General features: G+C 63.1%; 22 protein-coding genes and 1 rRNA gene. 20 read left to right on the plus strand and 3 right to left on the minus strand.

The genetic code is table 11. The features are described from left to right. The first annotated feature begins 17 nt into the window (after positions 1–17). From serS to LFT43_RS00425, 3 genes are all read left to right on the plus strand, one after another. Complete coding sequence (gene serS, locus LFT43_RS00415) at positions 18–1298, plus strand: serine--tRNA ligase (RefSeq protein WP_395800209.1); 1281 nt, start codon at positions 18–20, stop codon at positions 1296–1298. 190 nt (positions 1299–1488) lie between these two features. Next, positions 1489–2532 (plus strand): hypothetical protein, encoded by a 1044-nt coding sequence (locus LFT43_RS00420; protein ID WP_395800211.1) that lies wholly within the window; start codon positions 1489–1491, stop codon positions 2530–2532. A 176-nt stretch (positions 2533–2708) separates the two neighbouring features. Then, positions 2709–3554 carry an HAD family hydrolase gene (locus LFT43_RS00425; RefSeq protein ID WP_395800213.1) on the plus strand — a complete coding sequence of 282 codons (846 nt, stop codon included), beginning with the start codon at positions 2709–2711 and terminating at the stop codon, positions 3552–3554. A gap of 47 nt (positions 3555–3601) precedes the next feature. On the opposite strand, the gene LFT43_RS00430 is transcribed toward LFT43_RS00425, so the two are convergent. From LFT43_RS00430 to LFT43_RS00440, 3 genes are all read right to left on the minus strand, one after another. Continuing rightward, entirely contained in the window at positions 3602–4684 is a 1083-nt protein-coding gene (locus LFT43_RS00430) for an aromatic acid exporter family protein (protein WP_395800215.1), read from the minus strand. Positions 4685–4728: 44 nt separating this feature from the next. Continuing rightward, entirely contained in the window at positions 4729–5328 is a 600-nt protein-coding gene (locus LFT43_RS00435) for a hypothetical protein (protein WP_395800217.1), read from the minus strand. 250 nt (positions 5329–5578) lie between these two features. Beyond that, entirely contained in the window at positions 5579–6067 is a 489-nt protein-coding gene (locus tag LFT43_RS00440) for an inorganic diphosphatase (protein WP_059388921.1), read from the minus strand. 136 nt (positions 6068–6203) lie between these two features. Here LFT43_RS00440 and dacB point away from each other — a divergent pair, with 136 nt between their 5' ends. The 17 genes from dacB (at position 6204) to LFT43_RS00525 (ending at position 24334) form a co-directional block, all read left to right on the plus strand. Further along, positions 6204–7751 (plus strand): D-alanyl-D-alanine carboxypeptidase/D-alanyl-D-alanine-endopeptidase, encoded by a 1548-nt coding sequence (dacB, locus tag LFT43_RS00445; protein ID WP_395800219.1) that lies wholly within the window; start codon positions 6204–6206, stop codon positions 7749–7751. Between the two features lie 68 nt (positions 7752–7819). Beyond that, positions 7820–8932: a zinc-dependent metalloprotease gene (locus LFT43_RS00450; protein ID WP_395800221.1), complete on the plus strand. Its 1113-nt coding sequence runs from the start codon at positions 7820–7822 to the stop codon at positions 8930–8932. A 104-nt stretch (positions 8933–9036) separates the two neighbouring features. Beyond that, positions 9037–10074, plus strand: a complete 1038-nt coding sequence (tilS, locus tag LFT43_RS00455; protein ID WP_395803206.1) for a tRNA lysidine(34) synthetase TilS — start codon at positions 9037–9039, stop codon at positions 10072–10074. 31 nt (positions 10075–10105) lie between these two features. Then, positions 10106–10657, plus strand: coding sequence for a hypoxanthine phosphoribosyltransferase (gene hpt / locus LFT43_RS00460; RefSeq protein WP_184741199.1), 552 nt, complete (start codon positions 10106–10108; stop codon positions 10655–10657). A 197-nt stretch (positions 10658–10854) separates the two neighbouring features. Then, positions 10855–11256, plus strand: coding sequence for a hypothetical protein (locus LFT43_RS00465; protein ID WP_395800224.1), 402 nt, complete (start codon positions 10855–10857; stop codon positions 11254–11256). Between the two features lie 237 nt (positions 11257–11493). Then, positions 11494–13563: an ATP-dependent zinc metalloprotease FtsH gene (ftsH, locus tag LFT43_RS00470; protein ID WP_395800227.1), complete on the plus strand. Its 2070-nt coding sequence runs from the start codon at positions 11494–11496 to the stop codon at positions 13561–13563. 10 nt (positions 13564–13573) lie between these two features. Continuing rightward, positions 13574–14251, plus strand: a complete 678-nt coding sequence (gene folE / locus LFT43_RS00475; protein ID WP_395800229.1) for a GTP cyclohydrolase I FolE — start codon at positions 13574–13576, stop codon at positions 14249–14251. Between the two features lie 8 nt (positions 14252–14259). Next, a complete protein-coding gene (gene folP / locus LFT43_RS00480; protein WP_395800231.1) occupies positions 14260–15165 on the plus strand; it encodes a dihydropteroate synthase in 906 nt (301 codons plus the stop codon). Between the two features lie 29 nt (positions 15166–15194). After that, entirely contained in the window at positions 15195–15554 is a 360-nt protein-coding gene (gene folB / locus LFT43_RS00485; RefSeq protein WP_395800233.1) for a dihydroneopterin aldolase, read from the plus strand. Beyond that, on the plus strand, positions 15551–16090 hold the full coding sequence (gene folK, locus LFT43_RS00490) for a 2-amino-4-hydroxy-6-hydroxymethyldihydropteridine diphosphokinase (protein WP_395800235.1): 540 nt from the start codon (positions 15551–15553) through the stop codon (positions 16088–16090). The genes folB and folK overlap by 4 nt, the downstream gene beginning before the upstream one ends. 3 nt (positions 16091–16093) lie before the next feature. Next, positions 16094–16615 (plus strand): DUF3180 domain-containing protein, encoded by a 522-nt coding sequence (locus LFT43_RS00495; RefSeq protein ID WP_395800237.1) that lies wholly within the window; start codon positions 16094–16096, stop codon positions 16613–16615. After that, positions 16596–17108, plus strand: coding sequence for a PH domain-containing protein (locus LFT43_RS00500; protein ID WP_395800239.1), 513 nt, complete (start codon positions 16596–16598; stop codon positions 17106–17108). The genes LFT43_RS00495 and LFT43_RS00500 overlap by 20 nt, the downstream gene beginning before the upstream one ends. After that, positions 17105–18622, plus strand: coding sequence for a PH domain-containing protein (locus tag LFT43_RS00505; RefSeq protein ID WP_395800241.1), 1518 nt, complete (start codon positions 17105–17107; stop codon positions 18620–18622). Before LFT43_RS00500 ends, LFT43_RS00505 begins: the two co-directional genes overlap by 4 nt. Then, positions 18615–19565 (plus strand): Rossmann-like and DUF2520 domain-containing protein, encoded by a 951-nt coding sequence (locus LFT43_RS00510; RefSeq protein WP_395800243.1) that lies wholly within the window; start codon positions 18615–18617, stop codon positions 19563–19565. The genes LFT43_RS00505 and LFT43_RS00510 overlap by 8 nt, the downstream gene beginning before the upstream one ends. A gap of 2 nt (positions 19566–19567) precedes the next feature. Further along, a complete protein-coding gene (gene panC / locus LFT43_RS00515; protein WP_395800245.1) occupies positions 19568–20470 on the plus strand; it encodes a pantoate--beta-alanine ligase in 903 nt (300 codons plus the stop codon). Between the two features lie 184 nt (positions 20471–20654). Then, positions 20655–22103, plus strand: coding sequence for a DHA2 family efflux MFS transporter permease subunit (locus tag LFT43_RS00520; RefSeq protein WP_395800247.1), 1449 nt, complete (start codon positions 20655–20657; stop codon positions 22101–22103). A gap of 706 nt (positions 22104–22809) precedes the next feature. Then, positions 22810–24334 (plus strand): 16S ribosomal RNA (locus tag LFT43_RS00525). Positions 24335–24763 lie beyond the last annotated feature (429 nt).

Below are 24763 nucleotides of genomic sequence, written 5' to 3' on the forward strand. Positions count from 1 at the left end.
TTCGATACTCTTGTCTGGTGATCGACGTAAAAGACCTCAGCGAAAACCCGGACAAGTTCCGTGCCAGCCAGCGCGCCCGCGGCGCCGACGAGTCCGTGGTGGACGCGATCATTTCCGCCGATGCAGACCGCCGCGCAGCCCTGATCCGCTACGAAAACCTCCGTGCGGAGCAGAATGTCTTTGGCAAGAAAGTGGCACAAGCCAAGGGCGAGGAAAAGCAGGCGCTGCTGGCCGAGGTCAAGGAACTCGCCAATGCGGTCAAGGCTGCTTCTGCTGAGGCGGACGCAGCCCAGGCCAAGCAGGAAGAGCTGCTCCGTGTCATCCCCAACTTGATCGTGGACGGGGTGCCAGAGGGCGGCGAGGAAGATTTCGTGGTGGTCAAGACCGTCGGCACGCCGCGCGAATTCCCGGACTTCGAGCCGAAGGACCACTTGGAGATCGGCGAGCTCATTGGCGCGATCGACATGGAACGCGGTGCCAAGGTGTCCGGTTCGCGCTTCTATTTCCTCCGCGGCGTGGGTGCGCGCTTGGAGATGGCGCTGCTGCAGATGGCCATGGACCAAGCGATCGAAGCCGGCTTCGTGCCCATGATCACACCCACTTTGGTGCGTCCCGAGACCATGCAGGGCACCGGATTCGATGTGAAGCACGACGCCGAGATCTACCGTCTCGCTGAAGACGACCTTTACCTCGTGGGAACCTCGGAAGTAGCCCTCGCCGGTTACCACGCGGACGAGATCCTGGATCTTTCCGCTGGCCCCATCCGCTACGCCGGGCAGAGCTCCTGCTACCGCCGCGAAGCCGGTTCGCACGGCAAAGACACACGTGGCATCATCCGCGTCCACCAGTTCAACAAGGTGGAGATGTTCATCTACACCACAGTTGAGGAAGCCGCTGCCGAGCACGAGCGCCTCTTGGCCTGGGAAGAGGAAATGTTGGCCAAGGTGGAGATCCCGTACCGGGTGATCGACACGGCGGCCGGCGACCTCGGCATGTCCGCGGCCCGCAAGTTCGACTGCGAAGCCTGGGTTCCCACCCAGAACGCGTACCGCGAGCTCACGTCCACGTCCAACTGCACCACTTTCCAGGCCCGCCGCCTCAACATCCGTGAGCGCGCGGTCAACGAGGACGGCGTTGCGAAAGGCACCCGTGCCGTCGCCACGCTGAACGGCACCTTGGCCACCACCCGCTGGATTGTGGCCATCCTGGAGCACCACCAGAACCCGGACGGCTCGGTCAACGTCCCCAAGGCGCTCCAGAAGTACATTGGTGGGCTCGAGGTCCTCCCGGTTCTATAGCCCTCCTGGACGGGCGCAGCTCTAGCCCAAGGCACTGATCCCGCCCTTGTTCGCTCTCCTCCGCGTTGTGCGGTGGGAATTTCGATCAAGGGCGGGATTCTTCGTTTCATCTTGTCCTCGACAGGCAGTGTCGTCCACATAGAGGTTCCCGCCCGATGACCGAGCGCGGGCCATGAAGCATGGTGGAGGGATGGATATTCCCAGCGGCCTCATCGATACCTCGGCGATCCGGCGCACAGGAGCGCGTACCGATTCCATCCACAGCCAGTTCAAGTCCGGAAAGTTGGTAAGGATCCGGCGTGGGTTCTATGTTGAGGTTTCACATTGGCTCGATGCGCGGCCCTGGGAACGATTCGCGTGGTCTGTGGCCGCGGCGAACCGTTCCATCCCGGGGGCAATCTTGTGCAGGGAATCGGCAGCGCTGGTCAGCGGAATTCCGGTCCTGCGAACTCCGACGCACGTGGAACTCCTCACTCCGCATCAGTCGCAGTCCGGCAGGCGGAAACAAACCTTCCAGGTCATGGGAGACGGCCCATCAGCCAAACAGATCAGGAGCAACGGCGACTATCCGCTCCGGTACTACGCGCTCCCGGACTCGGAATGCGAAACGCACGGCGAATTTCGTTGCACCGGGCTATTGCAGACCGCTTTGGATATTTCATTTTCCACGCGTCTCAGCCAGGCCTTGGTTGTTGCGGATGGTGTTGCGCGGGCGCTGTGGAAACGCGGCGAAATGAACCAGGAGGGTAGCTTGCTCGATGTCGACGCGATTGGTGCGGCATTGGAGGACCATCCGCATGAGGCCGCCCGAAAACGTGCCCGGATCGTACTTCGCCTGGCCCATCCAATGGTGGAATCGGCGGGTGAATCGTACAGCCGCGCTGCCTTTCAATATTTGGGATTTGAGCAACCTGTTCTGCAGCACGAAATCAAGGATTTGGGGGGATTCGTTGGCCGAAGTGACTTTTGGTGGCCGGGACAAGGCCGGGCCAAGGGCGTCGTGGGGGAGTTTGACGGCAAAGCAAAGTACGCGGACGCAGATCTGCGGAACGGACTGACCGCGGAGGAAGTCTTATACAGGGAAAAGCTGAGGGAAGACCGGATACGCGATCTTGGATACGGTTTTGTGCGCTGGGGTTGGGCCCATGTCCACAATCCCGAGAGACTGCGTCAGAAGCTGCTCGGTGCAGGATTGGCCCCATCCCTAGGTGCATCCCGAAGAAACCCGTTCTAGTTCGCGAACCATGCCGTTGTCCGGTGGGAACATCGAACAAGGGCGTGTTTCGAGGGCAACCCCAGCCAAAGTAAACACTCACACTGTGGACAACCTGGGAGTATTCACCCCGTGTTAATCCCTTGCTGTGGCCTGCGTCCTAGCTGGTGTCGGTGGGGGTCTGCTTCACTGTAGGCATGACTATTTTGACTGGTACCTCAGTCGCTGGCATCGATGACCAGCGGAATTTCAATCACAAACTCATGGTCGCACTGGATGTTGACGGAACCCTCGTGGACCACGATGGCCACATGTCGCCGGGAGTCCGCGACGCTGCAAAGGCCGTCGTCTCCGGCGGTCACGACGTCCTGATCGCCACCGGCCGTTCACTGAACGCCACCTTGCCCATCATCGAGCAGATCGGCCTTGAACGGGGCTACGCGGTGTGCTGCAATGGCGGCGTGACGTTGAGGCTCGATCCCCAGTTGGTTGCCGGCTACGAGATCATCCACAAGGCCACTTTCGATCCCGCTCCGGCGCTGATGGCTCTCCGCGAGCAGCTTCCGTCCGCAAAGTACGCGCTCGAGGATGAGGACGGGAACTTCCTCTCCACCGAGCGATTCCAGGACGCGAGCTTCGGCGTAGAGGCAATCGGCGTCGATTTCCAAACCATGCTGGATGCCACCGCGGTGCGCGTCGTGGTGTTCAGCAGCGAGAACACCGCCGAGGAATTTTCCACCGCCATCCGCAAGATCGGCTTGTCCGGAGTCACCTACTCGGTGGGCTGGACGGCCTGGCTGGATATCGCCGCCGCCGGAGTTACCAAGGCCAGCGCCCTTGAGCAGCTGCGCCAGCGGCTCGGCACCCACCCGCGCCATACGGTGGCGGTGGGAGACGGCCGCAATGACATTGAGATGCTCAGCTGGGCCGGCCGCGGCGTTGCCATGGGCCAGGCACCCGAAGAAGTCATCGCCGTCGCGGACGAGGTCACGGCTTCGGTCTACGACGACGGCGCGGCCCTCATCTTGCGCGGCCTGTTGTAACCGTACGCGGCCGGGCTTCGCGGTAACCGCTGCCCTGAAACTCCAGTTCAGGGGGAGTCAGAGATCAGGGTGATGATACGCCGGAGGCTCATGGCGACCGACGCCGTGGCGGTCACGGATGCCTGGTCGGCAGCGGCCTCCGTGACGACATCGCCAAGGGCTTCCACGCTGTCCCTCGCTTCTGCCAAGCTGCTCTTGAAGTCTTCTGCGTCTCCATCCCTCCATTGCCCGATCACCACCGCAACGTCCTCCAGTGCCCCAGACAAATTCCCTGGGACCCCCTCCGGAATAACAGTTCCAGCGTCTTCTTCCCAGATCACGCTTGCCAGGACGTCGGTGATGTCCTGGATTTGGAAGGTCAGCCGTTCCACTGTGTCCAAAGCGTCCAGGTCGCCAGCCAGGCGCTTTGCCCGACGGCGGGACCGCGGGTTCGCTTTAGCGCTCAGCTTCGCCTCGTCAATCACCGTCCGCACAGCGGCAGCGGTCCGCGCAAGCTCGCCGTTGCGACTCGCCCAAGCCTCATGGTTCGGCGGCCAGGATTCCGTCATGGCGGTGGCCATATCCGCGAGTTGCTTGGACAATGCCCGTTGGTGCCCGTCGATGGCCGGATCGATGCCTTCAAGATGCAAGGGAGGGAACACCAGCCAGTTCACGGCGAAACCGACGGTAACTCCCATGGCCATTTGCAAGACATATGCGAACGAGAAACCCTGCGCATTCGAATAACCCAGGACCAGGACAAACAACGCCGCCATGGGAACCCATTCGGAGGCACTTCCAAGCCTTGGCAGACCACCGATGACCACGCCCAGGCCGACGACGACGGCCACCGCCAGTGCGTTCGGGGCGGTAACTGTGGTCACGGCGAAGGCCATGGCAATGCCCAAACAGAGTCCCAGCAGGCTCTGCAGCCCGTGTTTGGCTGAAGCCGCAACAGTGGGGTGCATGCTGACCAGGACGCCCAAGGGCGCGTAATACGGATAGGCGGCGGCAGTCCCAGGCATTAGTGGCGCGAGGTACCAAGCCAGTCCTGCCGCGACGGCCGTCTTGGCAGCAAACAGGAGACGGTGGCCTGTGGCGGCCTGCCTGAGCGCTCGAAGAATCCGCCGCACATTTGGCTTGGGGGTCATGGACCCAAGGTAGGCCGGGAGGGTTGGACGTGTCGAGGACGGGTTCAGTAAACCTCGAGGATCAACTGCAGCAAGCGGGCCGCTGCGGGCCTGGCAGCATGCTCCTCCACCCACTGGGCACGGGCAAGTGCCTTGCTCACGGCTTGGGTACTGATCCCCAGTTCCTGGGCCACGGCCTTCTGTTGTCCGCGAACGCCCGGCGTCAGCAGATCCAGCACGCGCCACTCGGCAATGGTCCGGTGCTGCACGATGTGTCCCAGAAGCCGCAGCACGGCCTCCGACTCGGCGGCCAGGGCAGCAATCGGACCCTCAACAGCCACGGGGATGCGCTCCTTGCCGTTCCGCAAACGGTCCACGGCGCGGCGGGCGTAGACCAGCCCGTGCCCGGAGGCGTCTCTGATCTGGTTGGGCAGGGGTTCGTTCACCGGCCCGACGCCGATCCCCACGTACCACTGCCCGCTCCGCAACGCGATGAGCGCCGTATCCACAGCGTGGTGCGGGGAGTCCACGATGCCCTGGACTTCATCCTCCACCGAGCGGTCAAAGTCCAGGCGCGCAGGGATGTGGCGCAGGTCTTTCAGCAGCTGTGGAACGAGGTCTCCGTTGCCGCGGCTGTCGCGTTGGTTGATGGTCAGCGTGAACATTGTGGATCAAACATTACCGGCAGGTAGCTGACTTTCAAGCGGTTGATCGAGAGCCGTCTTGCTCGTGACGACGGCGGGCGGCAGCGATTGTGAGGCGACCTGCTCCGCGATGGGGACCTACCAATTAACGACGACGGCGGCGGGTGCGGTTCACATGGAACCGCACCCGCCGCCGTCGTGTACTTTGGCTGGGCCCACGCCGCCAGGGCTCCCTGGCCGAGCGGAGCGAGGTTAGCGTGGCGGTGGGGACTTAGTGGGAGACCGGAACGTAGCGCTTGATGGAAGCTTCCAGCTCGGCTTCGGCAGCTGCGCGATCGGCCCAGCCCTCGGCCTTGACCCACTTGCCCGGTTCAAGGTCCTTGTAACGGGTGAAGAAGTGCTCGATTTCCTTGATCAGGAATTCGCTGACATCCGAGATTTCCTGGATGTGGTCGAAGCGCGGGTCGGCCGGAACGCACAGGACCTTGGCGTCTCCACCGCCGTCATCGGTCATATTGAACACGCCGATGGGGCGGGACTCAACAATGACGCCGGGGTACAGATCGAAGTCCTGCAGGAGCACGAGTGCGTCCAACGGGTCGCCGTCCTCGCCCAGGGTGTTCTCGAAGAACCCGTAGTGGGTCGGGTACTGCATGGACGTGAAAAGGACGCGGTCCAGGCGGACGCGGCCGGTCTCGTGGTCAACTTCGTACTTGACGCGCGACCCCTTGGGGATCTCGATCGTGACGTCGTGCTTCATGGAATGCTCCTTGACGGTATTGGCATGGGCGCGGCAACAGAGCAGCCGACGCCGCCGACTACTATTGAGGATATAGCGAGAGGCCCAAGTTTCTTGAAACGGTGGGGACATTCAAGACTTTGAGGACTAAAGCTGCATGAAGGGCGTTGACCAGGCGCGGGCTGCAAAGCAGGCTCCGGAACAGCAGGAGACTCCCGTTCTCAGGCCGAGGAAGAGCAGACCCGGGAAACCGGCGCGGAAGGGCTTTGTCCGCTTTCTGCCAGTGATCTTCCTGACTTTGGTCATGGCTGCCTTGGCCGTGCCGATGGGGCTGGGCGTGGCGCCCGGATTCTTCGGCCCAACGTTCCTGGGGACCGCCAGAACGCCCACGCCCAAGGCGCCGGCCTGGCAACAGATTCCCAACGAGCTGAGCCGCGCCCAGGTAGTTGCGCCCTTGGACCCTTCAGCCCCGGTCCCGCTACCCGCCGATGTCACCCGGCAGCTCAACGCCACACTGACGCCCGACGGCGGAGGAGACTTCACCGGCGTCGTCCAGGATGCGTTGACCGGACTTCCGCTTTACGATCGCGACGGCGCCAAGAACCGGGTCCCGGCGTCCAACATGAAGCTGCTCACCGCCGTCGCGGCGCTGCGGGCGATCGGCCCGGAGACACGCTTCAGCACGCGGGTTCTGGCGGGTCCCTCGGCGTCGACCATTGTGCTGAGCGCGGGAGGTGATGTCCTTCTCGGCGCGGGCCAATCGCAGCCCGGCGAGGTGATGGGGCATACCGGCCTGGAAACGCTAGCGGCGGATACGGCCAAAGCGCTCAAGGACCGCGGCGTGACAGGTCCGGTCACAGTGCAGTTGGACGACGCGATCTTCAGTGGACCAGCATTGAACCCGGCGTGGAGCCTCGACGACGTCGCTGCCGGAGAAACGGCGCCGGTCTTCCCGCTCGCGCTGAACTCGGCGCGGAGCAGCCCGGGTGCCACCACTGGTCCGCGCCCGCAGGACGCAGCGCTCACGGCCGCGGAGGCTTTCGCCAGCAAGCTCCAAGCCGCGGGTGCCGCTGCGGGCTTCACGGTGTCCCCGGACGTGGAACGCGCCAAGGCTCCTGCAGGAAAGCAGGACGTCCTCGCCAGCGCGGAATCTGCCACCGCCCGCGAGCAGATTGACCTGATGCTGGAAACCTCGGACAACTACCTCGCCGAAACCTTCGGCCGGATGGCTGCGCTGTCCTCGGGAAAACCAGGATCCAACGACGGCGCCACCGCGGCCGTGAGCGCCCAGTTGGCGGACCTGGGGATCGCCACGGACTCCATGCACTTGGCAGACGTCTCCGGCCTTGCATTGGCCAACCAGGTATCCGCCCGGCAATTCGCGGACGTGGTCCGGGCCATTACCTCCGGACCGGACACCCGCCTCCGTGCCGCGCTCGCCGGATTCCCGGTGGCCGGACTGACCGGGACGCTCGGCGACCGCTACGGCGACGCCAGCACCTCCCAAGGGGCCGGGTTGGTGCGTGCCAAGACCGGAACCCTGAATTCGGTCATCGCCTTGAGTGGCTATGTGGTGGACGCAGACGGCCGTCTGCTGGTGTTCTCCTTCATCGGCAACGGGCTGACGCCGGGAGCGGCCGGGAACAAAGTGGCGCTGGACAGATCGGCCACCGCGCTCGCCGCGTGCGGTTGCTCTGGTGGTTGACGTTCGTCGCTGCCTGACGTTCGCCGTTGAGCGAACTTAAGGGCGCAGATTCAGCCTGCTGTGTTCTGATGGATTGTATGGAGTCTCAGCAGCAAGCCCAGTCCCTCATCAACTGGGAGCTGGCCGCCTCCACGGCTGCCCGGCTCGCTCCCCCCGGTCCGGCCATGAGTCCGGGCGAAATCGGCAAAGCCGTGGATAGCCTGCGTTTCAGTGCGGACATCTCGGTACCGCATGTGCATGACATCACCGGTTTGGAAGCCGCACGCGATCTCCGCGATTCCCATGTCCTGGTGGTGGACCGGGCATCGTGGGCGAAGGCGAACACCCAGAGCTTTTCAGTGATGCTCCAGCCGGCCCTTCAGCAGATGCTGGATTCCCGCCGTGGCCCGGCGATGACACCGGCGGCAGCGGCCGCGAGCGGCGCCATCACGGGAAGCCAGCTCGGAGCTGTCCTTGCCTTCTTGTCGAGCAAGGTCCTGGGCCAATATGATCCCTTCGCGGCGCTCGCCCCGGACTCGAAAGCGCCTCCAGCCGGTCGACTCCTCCTGGTCGCCCCGAACATCGTCTCCGTGGAGCGCGAGCTCAACGTGGACCCGGACGATTTCCGGCTCTGGGTCTGCCTTCACGAGCAGACCCACCGCGTGCAGTTTGCCGCCGCGCCTTGGCTCCGGACCCACATGCTTGAGGAGATCGAGCGGCTCAGCACCAACCTGCTAGGCAATGTGGACTCCATCATGGACCGCGCCACGGCCGCCGCGAGGTCCCTGCGCGACCGCTCCACTGGTGCCACGCCCGGCCGCGGGGCCATCTTGGATCTGCTTCAGAACCCCGAGGAAAAGGCCTCGCTCTCGCATCTCACAGCTGTCATGAGCTTGTTGGAAGGCCACGCCAACGTGGTGATGGACGCCGTCGATTCCACCCTGATCCCTTCAGTGAAGACCATCAGGCAGCGCTTCAACGCACGGGGCAAGGACCGCGGCGTGATCGAGAAATTCATCCGCAACATCCTCGGCCTGGATGCCAAGATGCGCCAGTACAGCGACGGAGCCAAGTTTGTCCGTGAAGTGGTTGCGGTGGCTGGCATGGAGGGCCTGAACCGGGTATGGGAATCGGCCGAACAACTGCCCACGGAAGCCGAAATCCACGACGCCAAGCTGTGGCTTGAGCGGATGGGTCTGTGACCGCGGGTACCGAATCCAGCCCCGTGGGGCCAGGCAGCAGCCCGGAAAGCAGCGGACGACGACGTCCCGGGCGTTTGGTGCCGGTCGTCGGCAAAGCACGGAACATGTTGCAGGACGCACTGGCCTCCGCGGGCTATCCGGAGCGAATCCTGGTGGCTTGCAGCGGCGGCCCTGACTCCCTGGCCCTCGCTTCCGTGGCTGCCTACTTCGCTCGTCGCGGCCACGTGCACGGCCACCCGGTGAGCGTGGCCGCCGTCGTGGTTGACCACCAGTTGCAGGAAGGCTCGGGTGAGGTTGCGGCACGAACTGTCGAGGTCTTGCAGGAGCTGGGGCTTTCGCCTGTCCAGCTGCGGACCGTCGACGTGGCGGCCACCGGTTTTGGACCCGAGGCCGCCGCGCGCGACGCCCGGCACGCAGCCCTTGAAGCGGCCGCCACGGAGCTTGATTGCCAGGCAATCCTGCTCGGGCATACCCTGGATGACCAGGCGGAACAGGTGCTGCTGGGCCTGGCTCGCGGCTCGGGAACCCGCTCACTCGCCGGAATGCGACCCGCCCGCGGCAAGCTCCTTCGTCCCTTCCTCGGCCTGCGCCGCGCGGAAACACTCGAAATCTGCGAAGTCGAGGAGCTCGAAACCTGGCACGACCCCAGCAACGCGGACCCCGCTTTCGCTCGCTCGCGGACCCGGGTGGAGGTGATGCCCTTGCTTGAGGACAAGCTCGGACCCGGCGTTGCCGAATCGCTCGCCCGCACGGCCGCGATCCTTCAACAGGACGCTGATTTCCTGGAACAGCTTGCCGCGGAGAGCTACGCCGGCCTCGTGAACCGGACCGACGACGGCCTCTGGCTCCCCGAAGATTCGTTGAGGGAGTTGGCCCCCGCGCTGAGGTTCCGGGTGATCGCCAAAGCAGCCGCCGACGTCGGGGGCCAGCAGCCCGGCTACGGGCGGCTCCAGGCAGCTGAAGCGTTGCTGCGCCGGCAGGGATCGGCCGGTCCCGTGCAGCTTCCCGGAAGCGTCAGCGTCTATCGGGTGTCGTTGAGTGAATTGGAGCGGGAGGCCTCTGCGCAGGGAGATGCCGTTCCCCGCGAAGGCGGCGGCTGTGGGAAGCTAGTATTCCGGCAACACAAATCGCCCCAACACTAGCCGCACCCACGCATCAACACAGGAGCCATTGGTGGATTCAAACGACGTCCAGGCAGACCTCAAGCACGTTCTCTACACCAAGGAGCAGATCCAGCGACGAATCGGTGAGCTGGCTGCACAGATCGACAAGGACTACGAGGGCCGTGAACTTCTGATCGTGGGCGTGCTCAAGGGTGCCGTCATGGTCATGGCCGACCTCGCGCGCGCGCTTCACAGTCACGTAAGCATGGACTGGATGGCCGTGTCATCGTACGGCTCCGGTACGCAGTCCTCCGGCGTCGTGCGCATCCTCAAGGACCTTGACACCGACCTCATGGGCAAGGATGTCCTGATTGTCGAAGACATTATCGATTCCGGGCTGACGCTCTCGTGGCTCAAGACCAACCTCGAATCGCGCGGCACCGCTTCGGTGGAAATCTGCACGGCTTTCCGCAAACCCACAGCCGCCAAGGTGGAGATTGACGTCAAGTACGTCGGCTATGACATTCCCAACGAATTCGTCGTCGGCTACGGACTGGACTATGCCGAGAAGTACCGCAATTTGGACTTTGTGGGAACCCTCGCCCCGCACGTTTACGAATAGCCTCTCTTGCCGCGGTATTGCCGCGAAATGAAAGCTGGGAGAAGTCGGCCGCCCCATTGGGAGGCCGACTTCTCTTTTTAACTCATTCGGGGCGGGAACGTTCACAGCCAGCTCGTTCCAGATAGGAGCTATGACTTCGAAGTCACCATGAAAGCGTCGGCAGGCAACTCCCTGCAAGGCACCAATGTTAATGTCACATGGGAAATCAAGGGGACGTCCGACTCACGACTGTCGCCGCAGCACCGACAGTCCCGCAGCGGAAACGCAGCCATCACAGGCGCCCAGCCGACGTCGTACGCGAGACGCTCCTTAACCTCGCAGCGGTCGGCGGCGGCGTGGCCGTTCTCACGCTCAAAGACGACGCCAACTCCGTGGAGGATCTGACGCCCGTGGCCTCGGGGAGCAGCTTGGCCACCACCGGTCCCGTTAATGGGGTGTACACGACGCAGTTCAAGTCAGGCATCCTGAGCGGATTGCTCGGCGGAACGTATGGCGTCTATCTGCAGACGAAGGTCGGCTCGGGATGGGTCTCCACACTGGCAACGGCAAACGCTTCCATGGGACCGGCCGGAAGCAATCCGGTGTGCACGGTGAACTAGGGGAGCGGGCGCGGAAATGGGTTCTGGTTAGTGATGCCGAAGGTGCTGGAGGACCACATATTTCCGGGAGAGCCTGCCCAAGTGCACGTCCGTGTACGCCTAGAGGGAACTTTTGCCCCTCACTATGCGTGAATCACTCCGAACGGTGTAAAGCTAGAAACTGACGCAGCACCACACGCGCGCAGAAGCTGCGCCGTGCAGCACTACCAGGAGGGACGGGGCGGAGCCCCCGAACAGATGAAAGCTAAGAGTTTCTTAAAAGGCCCGGGCATCTGGATTGTTGTCGTAGTCGGCTTGCTCCTGGTGGCATTTGCAACTCTTGCCCCCGGCGGATCAACCCGTATCGACACCGATAAGGGCCTTGCGCTTCTGGCCCAAAGCGGCAAAGTGGAGCAAGCCAAGATTTACGACGCCGAGAACCGCGTTGATCTGACGCTGAAGGACAATCTGGTCATCGACGGCCAGGATAAGGGCAAAAACGTCCAGTTCTTCTATGTCACCCCCCGCGGCGCAGACGTCGTCAAGGCTGTCACCAACGCCCAGCCAGCCAAGGGCTTCACTGACCAGCCCGTCGAGAACAACTGGTTCTCCGGACTGTTCTCGCTCCTTGTCCCTGTGCTCCTTCTGGGCGTCCTCTTCTGGTTCCTGCTCTCGCGCATGCAGGGCGGAGGCTCCAAGGTCATGCAGTTCGGCAAGTCCAAGGCCAAGCTCGTCAACAAGGACATGCCACAGGTGACCTTCTCGGATGTCGCCGGTGCGGATGAAGCCGTCGAGGAGCTTCAGGAGATCAAGGAATTCCTCGCTGAACCGGCAAAGTTCCAGGCGGTCGGCGCAAAGATCCCCAAGGGCGTGCTGCTGTACGGCCCTCCAGGCACGGGCAAGACCCTTCTGGCCCGCGCCGTCGCAGGCGAGGCCGGAGTCCCGTTCTTCTCCATCTCGGGCTCGGACTTCGTTGAAATGTTCGTCGGTGTCGGTGCGTCCCGCGTCCGCGACCTCTTCGAGCAAGCCAAGGCCAGCGCGCCCGCAATCATTTTCGTTGACGAGATCGACGCCGTCGGCCGTCACCGTGGTGCCGGTATTGGCGGCGGCAACGACGAGCGCGAACAGACCCTCAACCAGCTTCTGGTTGAAATGGACGGCTTCGACGTCAAGACCAACGTCATCCTGATCGCGGCAACCAACCGTCCGGACGTCTTGGATCCTGCCCTGCTCCGTCCTGGCCGCTTCGACCGCCAGATCACTGTTGAGGCGCCAGACCTTATTGGTCGCGAACAGATCTTGAATGTCCATGCCAAGGGGAAGCCGATGGCGCACGGCGTCGACCTCAGGGGCGTCGCCAAGAAGACCCCAGGCTACACAGGTGCAGACCTCGCCAATGTGCTCAATGAGGCCGCCCTCCTGACTGCCCGGTCCAACGCCAACTTGATTGACGACCGTGCACTGGACGAGGCGATCGACCGCGTCATGGCCGGTCCGCAGAAGCGCAGCCGCGTCATGAAGGAGATGGAGCGGAAGATCACGGCCTACCACGAAGGCGGCCACGCCTTGGTGGCGGCAGCACTGCGCAACTCCGCTCCGGTCACGAAGATCACCATCCTGCCCCGAGGCCGCGCCCTCGGCTACACCATGGTTGTCCCCGAGGACGACAAATACTCGATCACGCGCAACGAACTCCTGGACCAGATGGCCTATGCCATGGGTGGCCGCGTTGCAGAGGAAATCGTCTTCCACGACCCTTCCACGGGCGCCTCGAACGATATCGAGAAGGCCACCGGAACCGCCCGCAAGATGGTCACCCAGTTCGGCATGAGCGAGCGCATCGGCGCCGTGAAGCTTGGCGTGGGTGGCGGCGAGCCCTTCCTGGGCCGCGACATGGCACAGGAACGGAACTACTCGGACTCTGTGGCGTACATCGTTGATGAGGAAGTGCGCCGCCTGATCGATCAGGCCCACGACGAGGCCTACGCTATTCTGACCGAGAACCGCGACGTCCTGGACCAGTTGGCCCTCGAGCTGCTTGAGCGAGAAACGCTGAATCAATCCGAGATCGCCTACATCTTCCGTGACATCCGCAAGCGGGACTTCCGTGAAGTATGGCTTTCCAAGGAATCCCGTCCCGTCCAGACCATTCCGCCGGTGGAATCCCGTGCGGAGAAGGCCGAACGCGAGGCGCAGGAAGAAGCCAAGGCAGCACGCCTGGACGAACCACTGGACGCCCAGTCCCCGCATCCGCAAGGAGTCAGCAGCCAGGAGTCGTTCACGGGTCACGGACCTGACGCGGGCACCGACGTTTCGCATCAAGGCTAAGCTTTCTGCTGTGACTCACATCGACGACGACTTCAGCAGTGCCACCAGTGATGCCTTCGGCGGTTCGTCCGAGGGGCATTCCACAGCATCCCCAGGCGGCCACGGCCACGGACACCACTCGCACAAGGTCGACCGCCCCCGCATTGAGGCGGCTGTCCGCGAGATCCTCATTGCCGTGGGCGAGGACCCGGATCGCAGTGGCCTGGTGGATACGCCGAAGCGGGTTGCCAAGGCGTACGCTGAGGTCTTCGCGGGCCTGCACCAGGATCCCGAGGACATCCTGTCCACCAAGTTCGACCTCGACCACGAGGAACTCGTGCTGGTCAAAGACATCCCGTTCTACTCCACGTGCGAGCACCATTTGGTACCGTTCCACGGCGTCGCGCACGTGGGGTACATCCCTTCCCATGATGGCAAGGTGACGGGCCTGAGCAAGCTGGCCCGTCTCGTCGATATTTTCGCCCGTCGTCCCCAAGTGCAGGAACGCCTGACCACCCAGATCGTCGAAGCGCTCGTGACCCACCTCAAGCCCCGGGGAGCGATCGTGGTCGTCGAATGCGAACACATGTGCATGTCCATGCGTGGCATCCGCAAGCCCGGCGCCAAGACCGTCACCAGCGCAGTGCGCGGGCAACTTCATGACCCGGCCACCCGCGCCGAAGCCATGAGCCTCATACTCGGAAGGTAACAAAGACCATGGATTCCCTCGCAGCAGCACCAGGAACGGGCCCGGCTACAAGCCCCCTGCCCATTCTCCGTAAACCCCGTCCAGCCGCCCGTTTCGCGGACCTGCCGGCCGACCGCACGCTTGTCATGGGAATTCTCAACGTCACGCCGGATTCATTCAGCGACGGGGGCAAGCACCCCACGGCGGATACCGCGATAGCGCACGGCTTACGCATGTTGTACACGGGCGCGGACATCATCGACGTCGGCGGCGAATCAACCCGCCCGGGCGCCGAGCATGTCTCCCCGGAAGAAGAGCAGCGCCGGGTCCTGCCCGTAATCCAGGCGCTTGTGAAGGCCGGAGCGCTCGTCAGCATCGATACGACGCACGCTTCAACGGCCGCCGCGGCCGTGGAAGCCGGCGCCGCGATCATCAACGACGTTTCCGGGTTGAGCATCGAACCTGAGATGGCCGAACTCGTCGCACGCTCCAAGGTGCCCTACGTCCTGACGCATCGTCGGGGCGACGCCGAGACCATGAACAGCCTTGCCGACTACGGCAATGTCGTGGAGGAGGTCATCGAGGAGCTCAAGGGCGTCCGCGACAAGCTCTACGCGGCGGGTGTGTCACCGGAACAGATCATTGTGGATCCGGGCCTCGGCTTCTCCAAGGACGAAGACCAGAACTGGCAACTCCTCAAGTACGTTGGCAAGCTGGATGAACTCGGCCACAAGGTCCTGATCGGAGCTTCCCGCAAGCGCTTCCTCGGAACGCTTCTGACCGTTGCCGGCAAGGCGGCGGCCCCGGAGGAGCGGGACCATGCCACGGCTGCCATCACGGCCATCAGCGCCGCGAACGGCGCCTGGGCCGTGCGAGTCCACGACGTCGGCCCCAGCCTTGACGCTGTCAAGGTTGCCGCGCGCGTCAGACACTAAGCTTCGTGAGCAGAGGGGGAGGAACCGGTTTGGACAAGATCACACTGACCGGCGTGACCGCCGTCGGGCATCACGGCGTCTTCGACTTCGAGCGCCGGGACGGTCAACCGTTCGTCGTTGACGCCGTGCTGCACACCGATTTCAGCAAGGCCGCGGAAACCGATGACCTGCAGTACACGGCGCATTACGGTGAAGTGGCCGGGTACATCACCTCGCTCATCACAGGCGAGCCTCTCAACCTGATCGAGGCCCTCGCGGTGCGGATCGCAGAGGGGATTCTGGCCGGCTTCAAGGTCGCCGCCGTCGATGTAACCGTCCACAAACCCAAGGCTCCCATCGAAGTGCCGTTCGGTGACGTCACCGTCAGTGTTCACAGGGAGCGCGCATGACCTCCCGTTTCACGAAGGCGATCCTTGCCTTGGGCAGCAATCTGGGCGAGCGGAACGATACCCTGTCCACCGCCGTCGCGGACCTTGTGGACCGCCCGGAAATCCGCCTGCTCGGGGTGTCTCCCGTGGTCCAGACCAAAGCTGTGGGCGGGCCCGCAGGGCAACCGGACTTTCTCAACATGGTGATCGCCGTTGAGACCACTCTTGCGCCGCTGGACCTGCTGCAGCACTGCCACGACGTCGAGCAAAAGCACCACCGGGTCCGCGAAATTCGCTGGGGTCCACGCACCTTGGACGTGGACATCATCCTTTACGGGGAGCTCACAAGCGATGACGAAACCCTGACCTTGCCGCATCCTCGGGCCGCCGAGCGCGCCTTCGTGCTGTATCCGTGGGCCCTCCTGGACCCTGCCGCTCGGCTCAACGGGGAGAGCGTCGCCGAACTGGCCGCCAAAGCCGAGGACTTTCCCGGGCTTCGGCCCTTCGATGGTTTCGACGGGTCCGGCAGCGTCACTGCCGCCGGAGCGGTGGATTAGCCCATGAAGGCCATGCGTCCACTCTTGTTGGCGATCATCGCCGTCGTGCTTGCCGCAGTTGGTTGGCTGACCACTGTGCTCACCACGCGTTACAGCATGGCGACTCCGGTGCTTCCTCCTTCCGCATTGGTGACTATGGGCTTCATCGCCGTGCTCACGTTGATCATGGGGATCCGAGTCCTGCGCTGGCGGAACGGCAAGAAGAAGACCATGCTCAACCCCATCCTGGCCGCGCGGACCCTGATCCTGGCCCAAGCCTGCGCCTACGCGGGCACGGTGTTGCTGGGCTGGCACGCCGGAATCGTGATTGAACAGCTCCGGATCTGGAACCTGCGAAGCGACCAAACAATCTTGTGGCTTGCGCTCATCATGGGTGGCGGCGGGCTCATCATGACCATCGTGGGGCTTGTAGTGGAGCGGTTTTGCCGGATTCCTCCGGAAGATCTCGAAGGCGGCCCCGGTATCCAGGATCGCCGCCAAGGCGAAGCCAAGGGCGAAGGCGAGTATGCATACCGCGGCGATTGACCCCCCTGGTATTCAATGGCTGCGCGTTTCGCCCAAATTCGTGACTGTGCGGCTGGTCGAGTGGGCCATCGGCAACGTGATCATGATCGGTCTGTTCAGCCTGCCGTTGATCTTCGTCCAACTGGGATGGTGGAAATGGCCGCCGCTGTGGCTCGCCGTGGCCGTCCCCTCAGCCCTGCTGGTGCTTGCCCTCTGGAGGCTCCTATTGATCCCGAAGCAGGTGCGGGCCATCGGCTATGCGGAACGCGATGACGACCTCTTGATCCGCCGCGGCATCTTCTTCCAGCGGACCATGGTGGTTCCTTACGGCCGGATGCAGTATGTCGACGTCTCCGTGGGGCCCGTCGAGCGGATGCTAGGGCTTTGCACCCTCAAACTCCACACCGCTTCGGCCGGAACCAACGCCCATTTGCCGGGTCTCCCGGCCGCTGAAGGAGCACGGCTGCGCGAGCAGCTTTCGGCCCGCGGCGAAGCGAGGCTGGCCGGGCTGTGACGCAGGAACAGACCGCCGTCGACGGCGACTGGCACCGTGTGCACCCGGCGTCGCCGTTCGTGCGTGGATGGGTGGCATTGGTTGCGATCGTCTATTTCTTTGGCCGAGACACCTTCGAGCGAACCCTCCAGGGCCGCGGAACCATCGGCGACAACATCAACGAGCGCACCGTCTGGTTGCTGGTCGGGGGCGGCGTCGTGCTTTTGCTGGCCTTGGGGTCCTTCGTCCTCAGTTGGTACTTCACGCGTTATCAGCTGGCCGAAGGTTTCGTCCGGGTCAATACGGGCTTTTTGTTCAAACAGCAACGCCAGGCCCGGCTTGACCGGGTCCAGGCGATCGACATCGTCCAGCCCTTGCTCGCCCGTATTTTCGGGCTCGCCGAACTGAAGTTCGAGGTCGCCGACGCCGGCCACTCGGCCATGCGGCTCTCTTACCTCAAGCTCGCACAGGCGAAACAGCTCCGCGCCACCATGTTGGGCCGGGCCGCCGGCATCGCCGATGGGAGCGAAACGGTCGAGGTTCCCGAGGCGCCAGAACAAGTGGTGCTGTACCTCCCGCCCGGAAGGCTTGTCGGTTCGCTGATCCTGAGCGAGCAGAGCTTCTTCATCGTGCTCAGCGCCATTGCATCCGTGCTGATCTCTGTGTTGACTGAGTCCCGCGCCTTCATCCTCTACTTGATTCCGGCAATCCTTGGCTTGGGTACCGCGTACTGGCGCTCCTTCAACAAGGGCTACAACTTCACAGCGGCGATTTCCCCTGACGGCATCCGCCTGCGCTACGGCCTACTCGATACCCGGGCCCAGACCGTGCCACCGGGCCGAATCCAGGCAGTCAAAGTCAGCCAGCCCCCGTTATGGCGCATTCTTGGCTGGTATCGGATTCGCGTGAATGTCGCCGGCTACGGAGAGCACCACCGCAACGAAGGGGAGCACCGTACAATGCTCCTTCCGGTCGGACGGCAGCCTGAGGTGATGATGATGCTCTCCCTCGTCCTGCCCGATCCAGGCACGGCCGACCCGGAGCGCGTGTTCACGGCCGGACTGAAAGGCCTGGATTCCGACGGCGGTTTTGTCACCACGCCGAGGCGTGCATGGCTTCTTTCGCCGTTGGGTTGGCGTCGAAACGGCTTCCGCGCAACGGACACGGCATTGCTGCTGCGCTCGGGGCGCTGGTGGCGGCATTTGGTGATGGTCCCACATCAGCGGACCCAGTCCATGGCCCTCCACCAAGGTCCCTTGGCCCGGCTGTTCGGTGTGGCTGATCTCGTGCTGCACACGACCCCGGGTCCTGTGGCGCCCAGGCTCATCCAGGCAGCCACTGAAGAAGCAGTCGGATTGTTCGACCAGCAGGCGGCCCGGGCCAGGGAAGCCCGCAAACTACAGAACCTGGCACAGGACAATTCCGAGCACTGGCTAGCCCAGCTTCCACCGGCGGCGATACCGGTGCTCCCGGCTCCGCCAACAACGCGAGAAGTACAGCACGCAGCAACCCAGGAGGAGCAGGACCATGGCTAGGCCAGGACGACTCGGCGTTGGAATCATTGGCGCCGGCAAGGTGGGTGCCGTCCTGGGCGCGGCGCTACGCGGCGCCGAGCACGCTGTCGTTGGAGTTTCCGCGGTGTCGGAGGCGAGCCGGGAGCGGGCCGAAACCCTTCTTCCCGGTGTCCCGGTCCTTGAGATCCAGGACATCGTGGAGCGCGCCGAGTTGGTGCTCCTTGCCGTCCCGGACGACGCTCTTGGCGAACTCGTGGAAGGACTGGCCAAGCTCGGAGCGTGGCAGCCGGGCCAGCTCGTAGCGCATACTTCCGGCCGTTTCGGCGTCGGGATATTGAAGCCGATCAGGGCCGCCGGGGCCATCCCGCTCGCCCTCCACCCTGCCATGACGTTCACGGGTATGAGCCTGGACCTGACCCGGCTCATGGACTGCACGTTCGGGGTCACTGCCGACGCCGCCATGTTGCCCATTGCGCAGGCCCTCGTGGTGGAGATGGGCGCCGAACCCGTGGCCATCGCCGAAGCCGACCGGACGCTCTATCACGCGGCGCTCGCGCACAGTTCAAACCATCTAGTCACGCTCGTGGCGCAGGCCTCCCAGCTGCTGCGGGAGATCGGCGTCGACACGCCGGAACGCATGCTCGGCCCGTTGTTGCGCGCCACGTTGGAGAACGCGCTGGCCTCAGGCGAGTCCGCTTTGACCGGACCCGTGGCACGCGGAGATGTGGGGACCGTCGCCGCCCATGCCGAGGCCCTCAACGAGTACGACGCCGGTTCCGGCGGCGATGTTCTCGCCGCCTACCTTGCCATGGCCCGGGCAACGGCCCGCCGCGCGGTCAACCGTGGCCTGCTCAAAGAAGGGCAGTTCGACGAGATCAACACCGCCTTGGACGGCTCAAATACGCCGCACAAAGGTGAAGACCCTCCAGGCAATGACGCTGCCGGGGCGCAGGAAGGAAATTGAGAATGGCCATCAAACTCGTCACCACCGCGGCGGAACTGCGGGCCGAAAGCGCCCGGTTGCTCGCGGAAAAGCGGGGCAGCTCGCAGGGCCTCGTCCCCACGATGGGAGCCCTGCACGCCGGTCATGCAGCGCTGGCCCGCGCCGCCGTCGAGCAGAACGACGTAGTAGTGGCTTCCATCTTCGTGAACCCGCTGCAGTTCGGCGAGGCCGCGGATCTTGAACGCTACCCGCGCACCCTTGATGCGGACATGGCACTCCTCGACGCCGAGGGCGTGGATCTCGTCTTCGCCCCTTCAGTTGACGAGGTCTACCCAGGCGGTGAGCCGCTGGTCCGCGTGACCTCGGGGCCGCTGGGCGAGAAATGGGAGGGCGCCTCGCGGCCCGGGCACTTCGACGGTGCCCTCACGGTGGTCGCCAAACTGCTGCACTACGGCTTGCCCGGCGGTCCAGCCGTCGACGGCGGTGCTGCCGCGTACCGCGCGTACTTCGGCCAGAAAGATGCCCAGCAGTTGGCCCTCGTGAAGCGGATGGTTGCCGATCTCAGTTTCCCCGTGGAGATCGTGGTGGTGCCCATCGTTCGCAATGCGGAAGGGCTCGCGCTCTCCAGCCGGAACCGTTTCCTTTCCGAAGAAGAGCAGGAGGCGGCCTTGGTGCTGTCCCGTGCCCTTCGCCTTCTCGAGTCCCGCGCCCTGGCGAACGAACCGCTGGGGCTGGACTCCGCCGTCGCACTCGTTGAATCGCAACCCCTGGTGCGATTGGACTATTTCGACGTCGTGGATCCAAGAACGCTGGAACCGCTAGCCGAAAACTGCAAGGACACTCCGTTCCGGGGCGAAGGGCTCGCGATCATCGCGGCGAAGGTTGGTCTCGTGCGGTTGATCGACAACGTGCCGCTGAGTTCCTGACCGCTGAGTTCCTGACCGCTGAGTTCCTGACCGCTGAGTTCCCGAGCGTGGTCACTGAACGTCTGGGTGCCGGCTCACAAACGTTGGATTAACTGCTGACGGGAATGCCGTTGAGGCTTAGACTGTTGCAGTCTTCACCGGTGCCGAGCGCCGGAACAACCGCACCCAAAGCTGAGGGATCCTCATGTCTACCGACGTCACGTCAGGCGCGTACGGCAACCCCGTGCCGGAAACGGGGACACGACAAGCCAGCGACAAGATGTCGCGCGAGTCTGTCACCGTTATCGTCACGCTCCTCATCGCCACCTTCGTGGTGATCCTCAACGAGACCATCATGAACGTCGCCTTGCAGCGGCTCATGACGGACCTCAACGTTGACGCACCCACGGTCCAATGGCTCTCCACTGGATTCATGCTGACCATGGCTGTGGTCATACCCACCACGGGCTTCATCCTCCAGCGGCTCACCACCCGAGCGGCTTTCCTCCTTGCGATCGGGCTCTTCAGCGGCGGCACTCTGCTCGCGGCCCTGGCCCCGGGATTTGGCGTGCTCCTGCTGGCGCGAATCGTCCAGGCGGGTGGTACGGCGATCATGTTGCCGCTGCTGATGACGACCATCTTGACGCTCGTTCCTCTGTCCCGCCGCGGCGCGGTGATGGGCAACGTGACCATCGCGATCTCGGTTGCGCCGGCCTTGGGACCCACGGTTTCCGGCATCATTCTTGACCACTTCTCGTGGCGATTCATGTTCGTCTTCGTGCTGCCGGTCGCCTTGTTGGCCATGGCCATCGGTGCCCGCTTCCTGACCAACGTGGGTGAACGCGGCAACGTCAAGCTGGACTTCGTCTCGGTGGTCCTGACCGTCCCGGCTTTCGGTGGCCTGGTCTATGGTCTGAGCCAGATCGGCGGCCATGGCGGCGCAAGCGCCCTGCCGGTTGCTGCCCTGGTGGTCGGCGTCTTGTGCATGGTGGTTTTCGTTTTCCGCCAGCTCAAGTTGCAGAAGTCCGATTCGCCTCTGCTTGACCTGAGGGCTTTCAACTTCCGCATGTTCACAGTGTCGGTACTCCTCATGGTGGTTGCCATGATGGCTCTCTTCGGCGGAGTGATCCTGCTGCCGCTCTACCTGCAGAACGTCCTCCACCTGCAGCCGATGGAGACCGGCCTGGCACTCCTTCCGGGAGGCCTGGCGATGGGTCTGCTCGGCCCAGTGGTCGGCAGGCTGTTCGACAAAGTCGGTCCGCTCCCGCTCACGGTGACCGGTTCCGTGATGCTGGTCCTCACGCTGTGGCAGTTCTCGATGCTCAGCGCGAGCAGCCCGTTGTGGTGGGTCGTCGTCCTCTACGCGGTGCTCAGCTTGGGACTGGCTTTGCTGTTCACGCCCGCGTTCACCACGGGCCTCAACCCACTTCCGCCCCACCTCTACTCGCATGGCTCGGCCATCATGAGCACGCTGCAGCAGGTGGCGGGCGCTGCAGGCACTGCACTCCTGGTCTCGATCTTCGCCGTGGTGTCGACCGCGTCCGGTTTTGTGGCCGGAATGCAGGCCGCCTTCCTGACGGCAACCTTGATTGCAGTGGTTGCCGTGGTGCTGTCCGCCATGATGCGCAAGACCGAGGGGGCAGCGGGGCACTAGATCGCTAACCCGGGCCTTATCGCTGAAGCCCTTTCGCTGGTGCCCTTTCGGTGGTGCCCGACGGCGCCGCTCACTTTTCGTGATGCGGCGCCGTTTTGCTGCTCGGCGAGCCCGCAGTGAAGGGCGCGGGTTGATGTGACGCACGGCATGTTCGTGGATTGCGACTCGAAAGGCCCCATGGCTGGTGGCACTGGGTGCGAAATCGCCGTGTTGTAGAGGTTTTGGAGGCCCAGGGCCGTGATATCGGAGCGATTTGCCTGTGGTCTTCGGGGTGTGTAGAGTAATTCGAGTCGCCGCCGCTGATGCGGAAAAATTGCGACAGACTCCCTTCCAAATGGAAACCAATTTTTTGGTTCGCTTTCTTGCGTTCCGGTGTGGTTTCGGGGGGTCGTGGATGGTGTTTTTGTCCGGCGGTTCCCGGTTTCGGGGGTTGTGCGGAGAGGGCAGGTCTGGTAAGTTTGGGAAGTTGCTCCGGAGCGATCCCGGGCCCTTTGTGGGTGTGGGTGGTGTCGGGTGTGTCTGTTGTTTGAGAACTCAATAGTGTGCCAAGTTTGTTGATACCGATTTTTTATTAAATTGGTTGTTTTGGCTGGTTCCGTGTCACCTTCGTGGTGCGGGGCTGGTTTTTTACAGCTGGTTTCAAATTTTGTGCAGCCGTTCCGCCGTTATTTCCGGTGGTTGTGGTTGTGTCTGTTTTTGTTTTACTTCAACGGAGAGTTTGATCCTGGCTCAGGATGAACGCTGGCGGCGTGCTTAACACATGCAAGTCGAACGATGATCCCTGGCTTGCCGGGGGGATTAGTGGCGAACGGGTGAGTAACACGTGAGTAACCTGCCCTTGACTCTGGGATAAGCCTGGGAAACTGGGTCTAATACCGGATATGACCGTGCCGCGCATGCGGTGGTGGTGGAAAGCTTTTGCGGTTTTGGATGGACTCGCGGCCTATCAGCTTGTTGGTGGGGTAATGGCCTACCAAGGCGACGACGGGTAGCCGGCCTGAGAGGGTGACCGGCCACACTGGGACTGAGACACGGCCCAGACTCCTACGGGAGGCAGCAGTGGGGAATATTGCACAATGGGCGGAAGCCTGATGCAGCGACGCCGCGTGAGGGATGACGGCCTTCGGGTTGTAAACCTCTTTCAGTAGGGAAGAAGCTTTCGGGTGACGGTACCTGCAGAAGAAGCGCCGGCTAACTACGTGCCAGCAGCCGCGGTAATACGTAGGGCGCAAGCGTTATCCGGAATTATTGGGCGTAAAGAGCTCGTAGGCGGTTTGTCGCGTCTGCTGTGAAAGACCGGGGCTCAACTCCGGTTCTGCAGTGGGTACGGGCAGACTAGAGTGATGTAGGGGAGACTGGAATTCCTGGTGTAGCGGTGAAATGCGCAGATATCAGGAGGAACACCGATGGCGAAGGCAGGTCTCTGGGCATTAACTGACGCTGAGGAGCGAAAGCATGGGGAGCGAACAGGATTAGATACCCTGGTAGTCCATGCCGTAAACGTTGGGCACTAGGTGTGGGGGACATTCCACGTTTTCCGCGCCGTAGCTAACGCATTAAGTGCCCCGCCTGGGGAGTACGGCCGCAAGGCTAAAACTCAAAGGAATTGACGGGGGCCCGCACAAGCGGCGGAGCATGCGGATTAATTCGATGCAACGCGAAGAACCTTACCAAGGCTTGACATGAACCGGTAACGCCTGGAAACAGGTGCCCCGCTTGCGGTCGGTTTACAGGTGGTGCATGGTTGTCGTCAGCTCGTGTCGTGAGATGTTGGGTTAAGTCCCGCAACGAGCGCAACCCTCGTTCCATGTTGCCAGCACGTCGTGGTGGGGACTCATGGGAGACTGCCGGGGTCAACTCGGAGGAAGGTGGGGACGACGTCAAATCATCATGCCCCTTATGTCTTGGGCTTCACGCATGCTACAATGGCCGGTACAAAGGGTTGCGATACTGTGAGGTGGAGCTAATCCCAAAAAGCCGGTCTCAGTTCGGATTGGGGTCTGCAACTCGACCCCATGAAGTCGGAGTCGCTAGTAATCGCAGATCAGCAACGCTGCGGTGAATACGTTCCCGGGCCTTGTACACACCGCCCGTCAAGTCACGAAAGTTGGTAACACCCGAAGCCGGTGGCCTAACCCTTGTGGGGGGAGCCGTCGAAGGTGGGACCGGCGATTGGGACTAAGTCGTAACAAGGTAGCCGTACCGGAAGGTGCGGCTGGATCACCTCCTTTCTAAGGAGCACCATCATCGCCCCTTGTGCTGTCCGCATGGATGGTCCGGGGGTGGGTGGAAGCAAAGCCCATTGCGCAGGCGTCTGTTCTGCGGTGGGTGCTCATGGGTGGAATATCAGCAGATAGCGGCCGGTGGTTTCTTTTCCGCCCTTAGTACGGATGTTCTTCCCTTCGCGGGAGGGGTGTTCTGGAACGGTGCGGGGCGGGGGTCCCGGTTTTCCGTGTTTGGCACACTGTTGGGTCCTGAGGCAACAGGGCCATGGTCCGCGGGCCCTCCTTTGTCGGGGGGTGGTGCGGGGTGTGGGTTTTGGTGTTTCCGGTTTCCTGGCTGCATTTGCCTGTGCGTGGTGGTTGTCCCTTTGCGGGGGTGGCTGGTGCGGGGGGTGTGGTACGGGGTTGTTGTTTGAGAACTACATAGTGGACGCGAGC

This window comes from Arthrobacter sp. FW306-04-A (assembly GCF_044358315.1).
Lineage (GTDB): Bacteria > Actinomycetota > Actinomycetes > Actinomycetales > Micrococcaceae > Arthrobacter.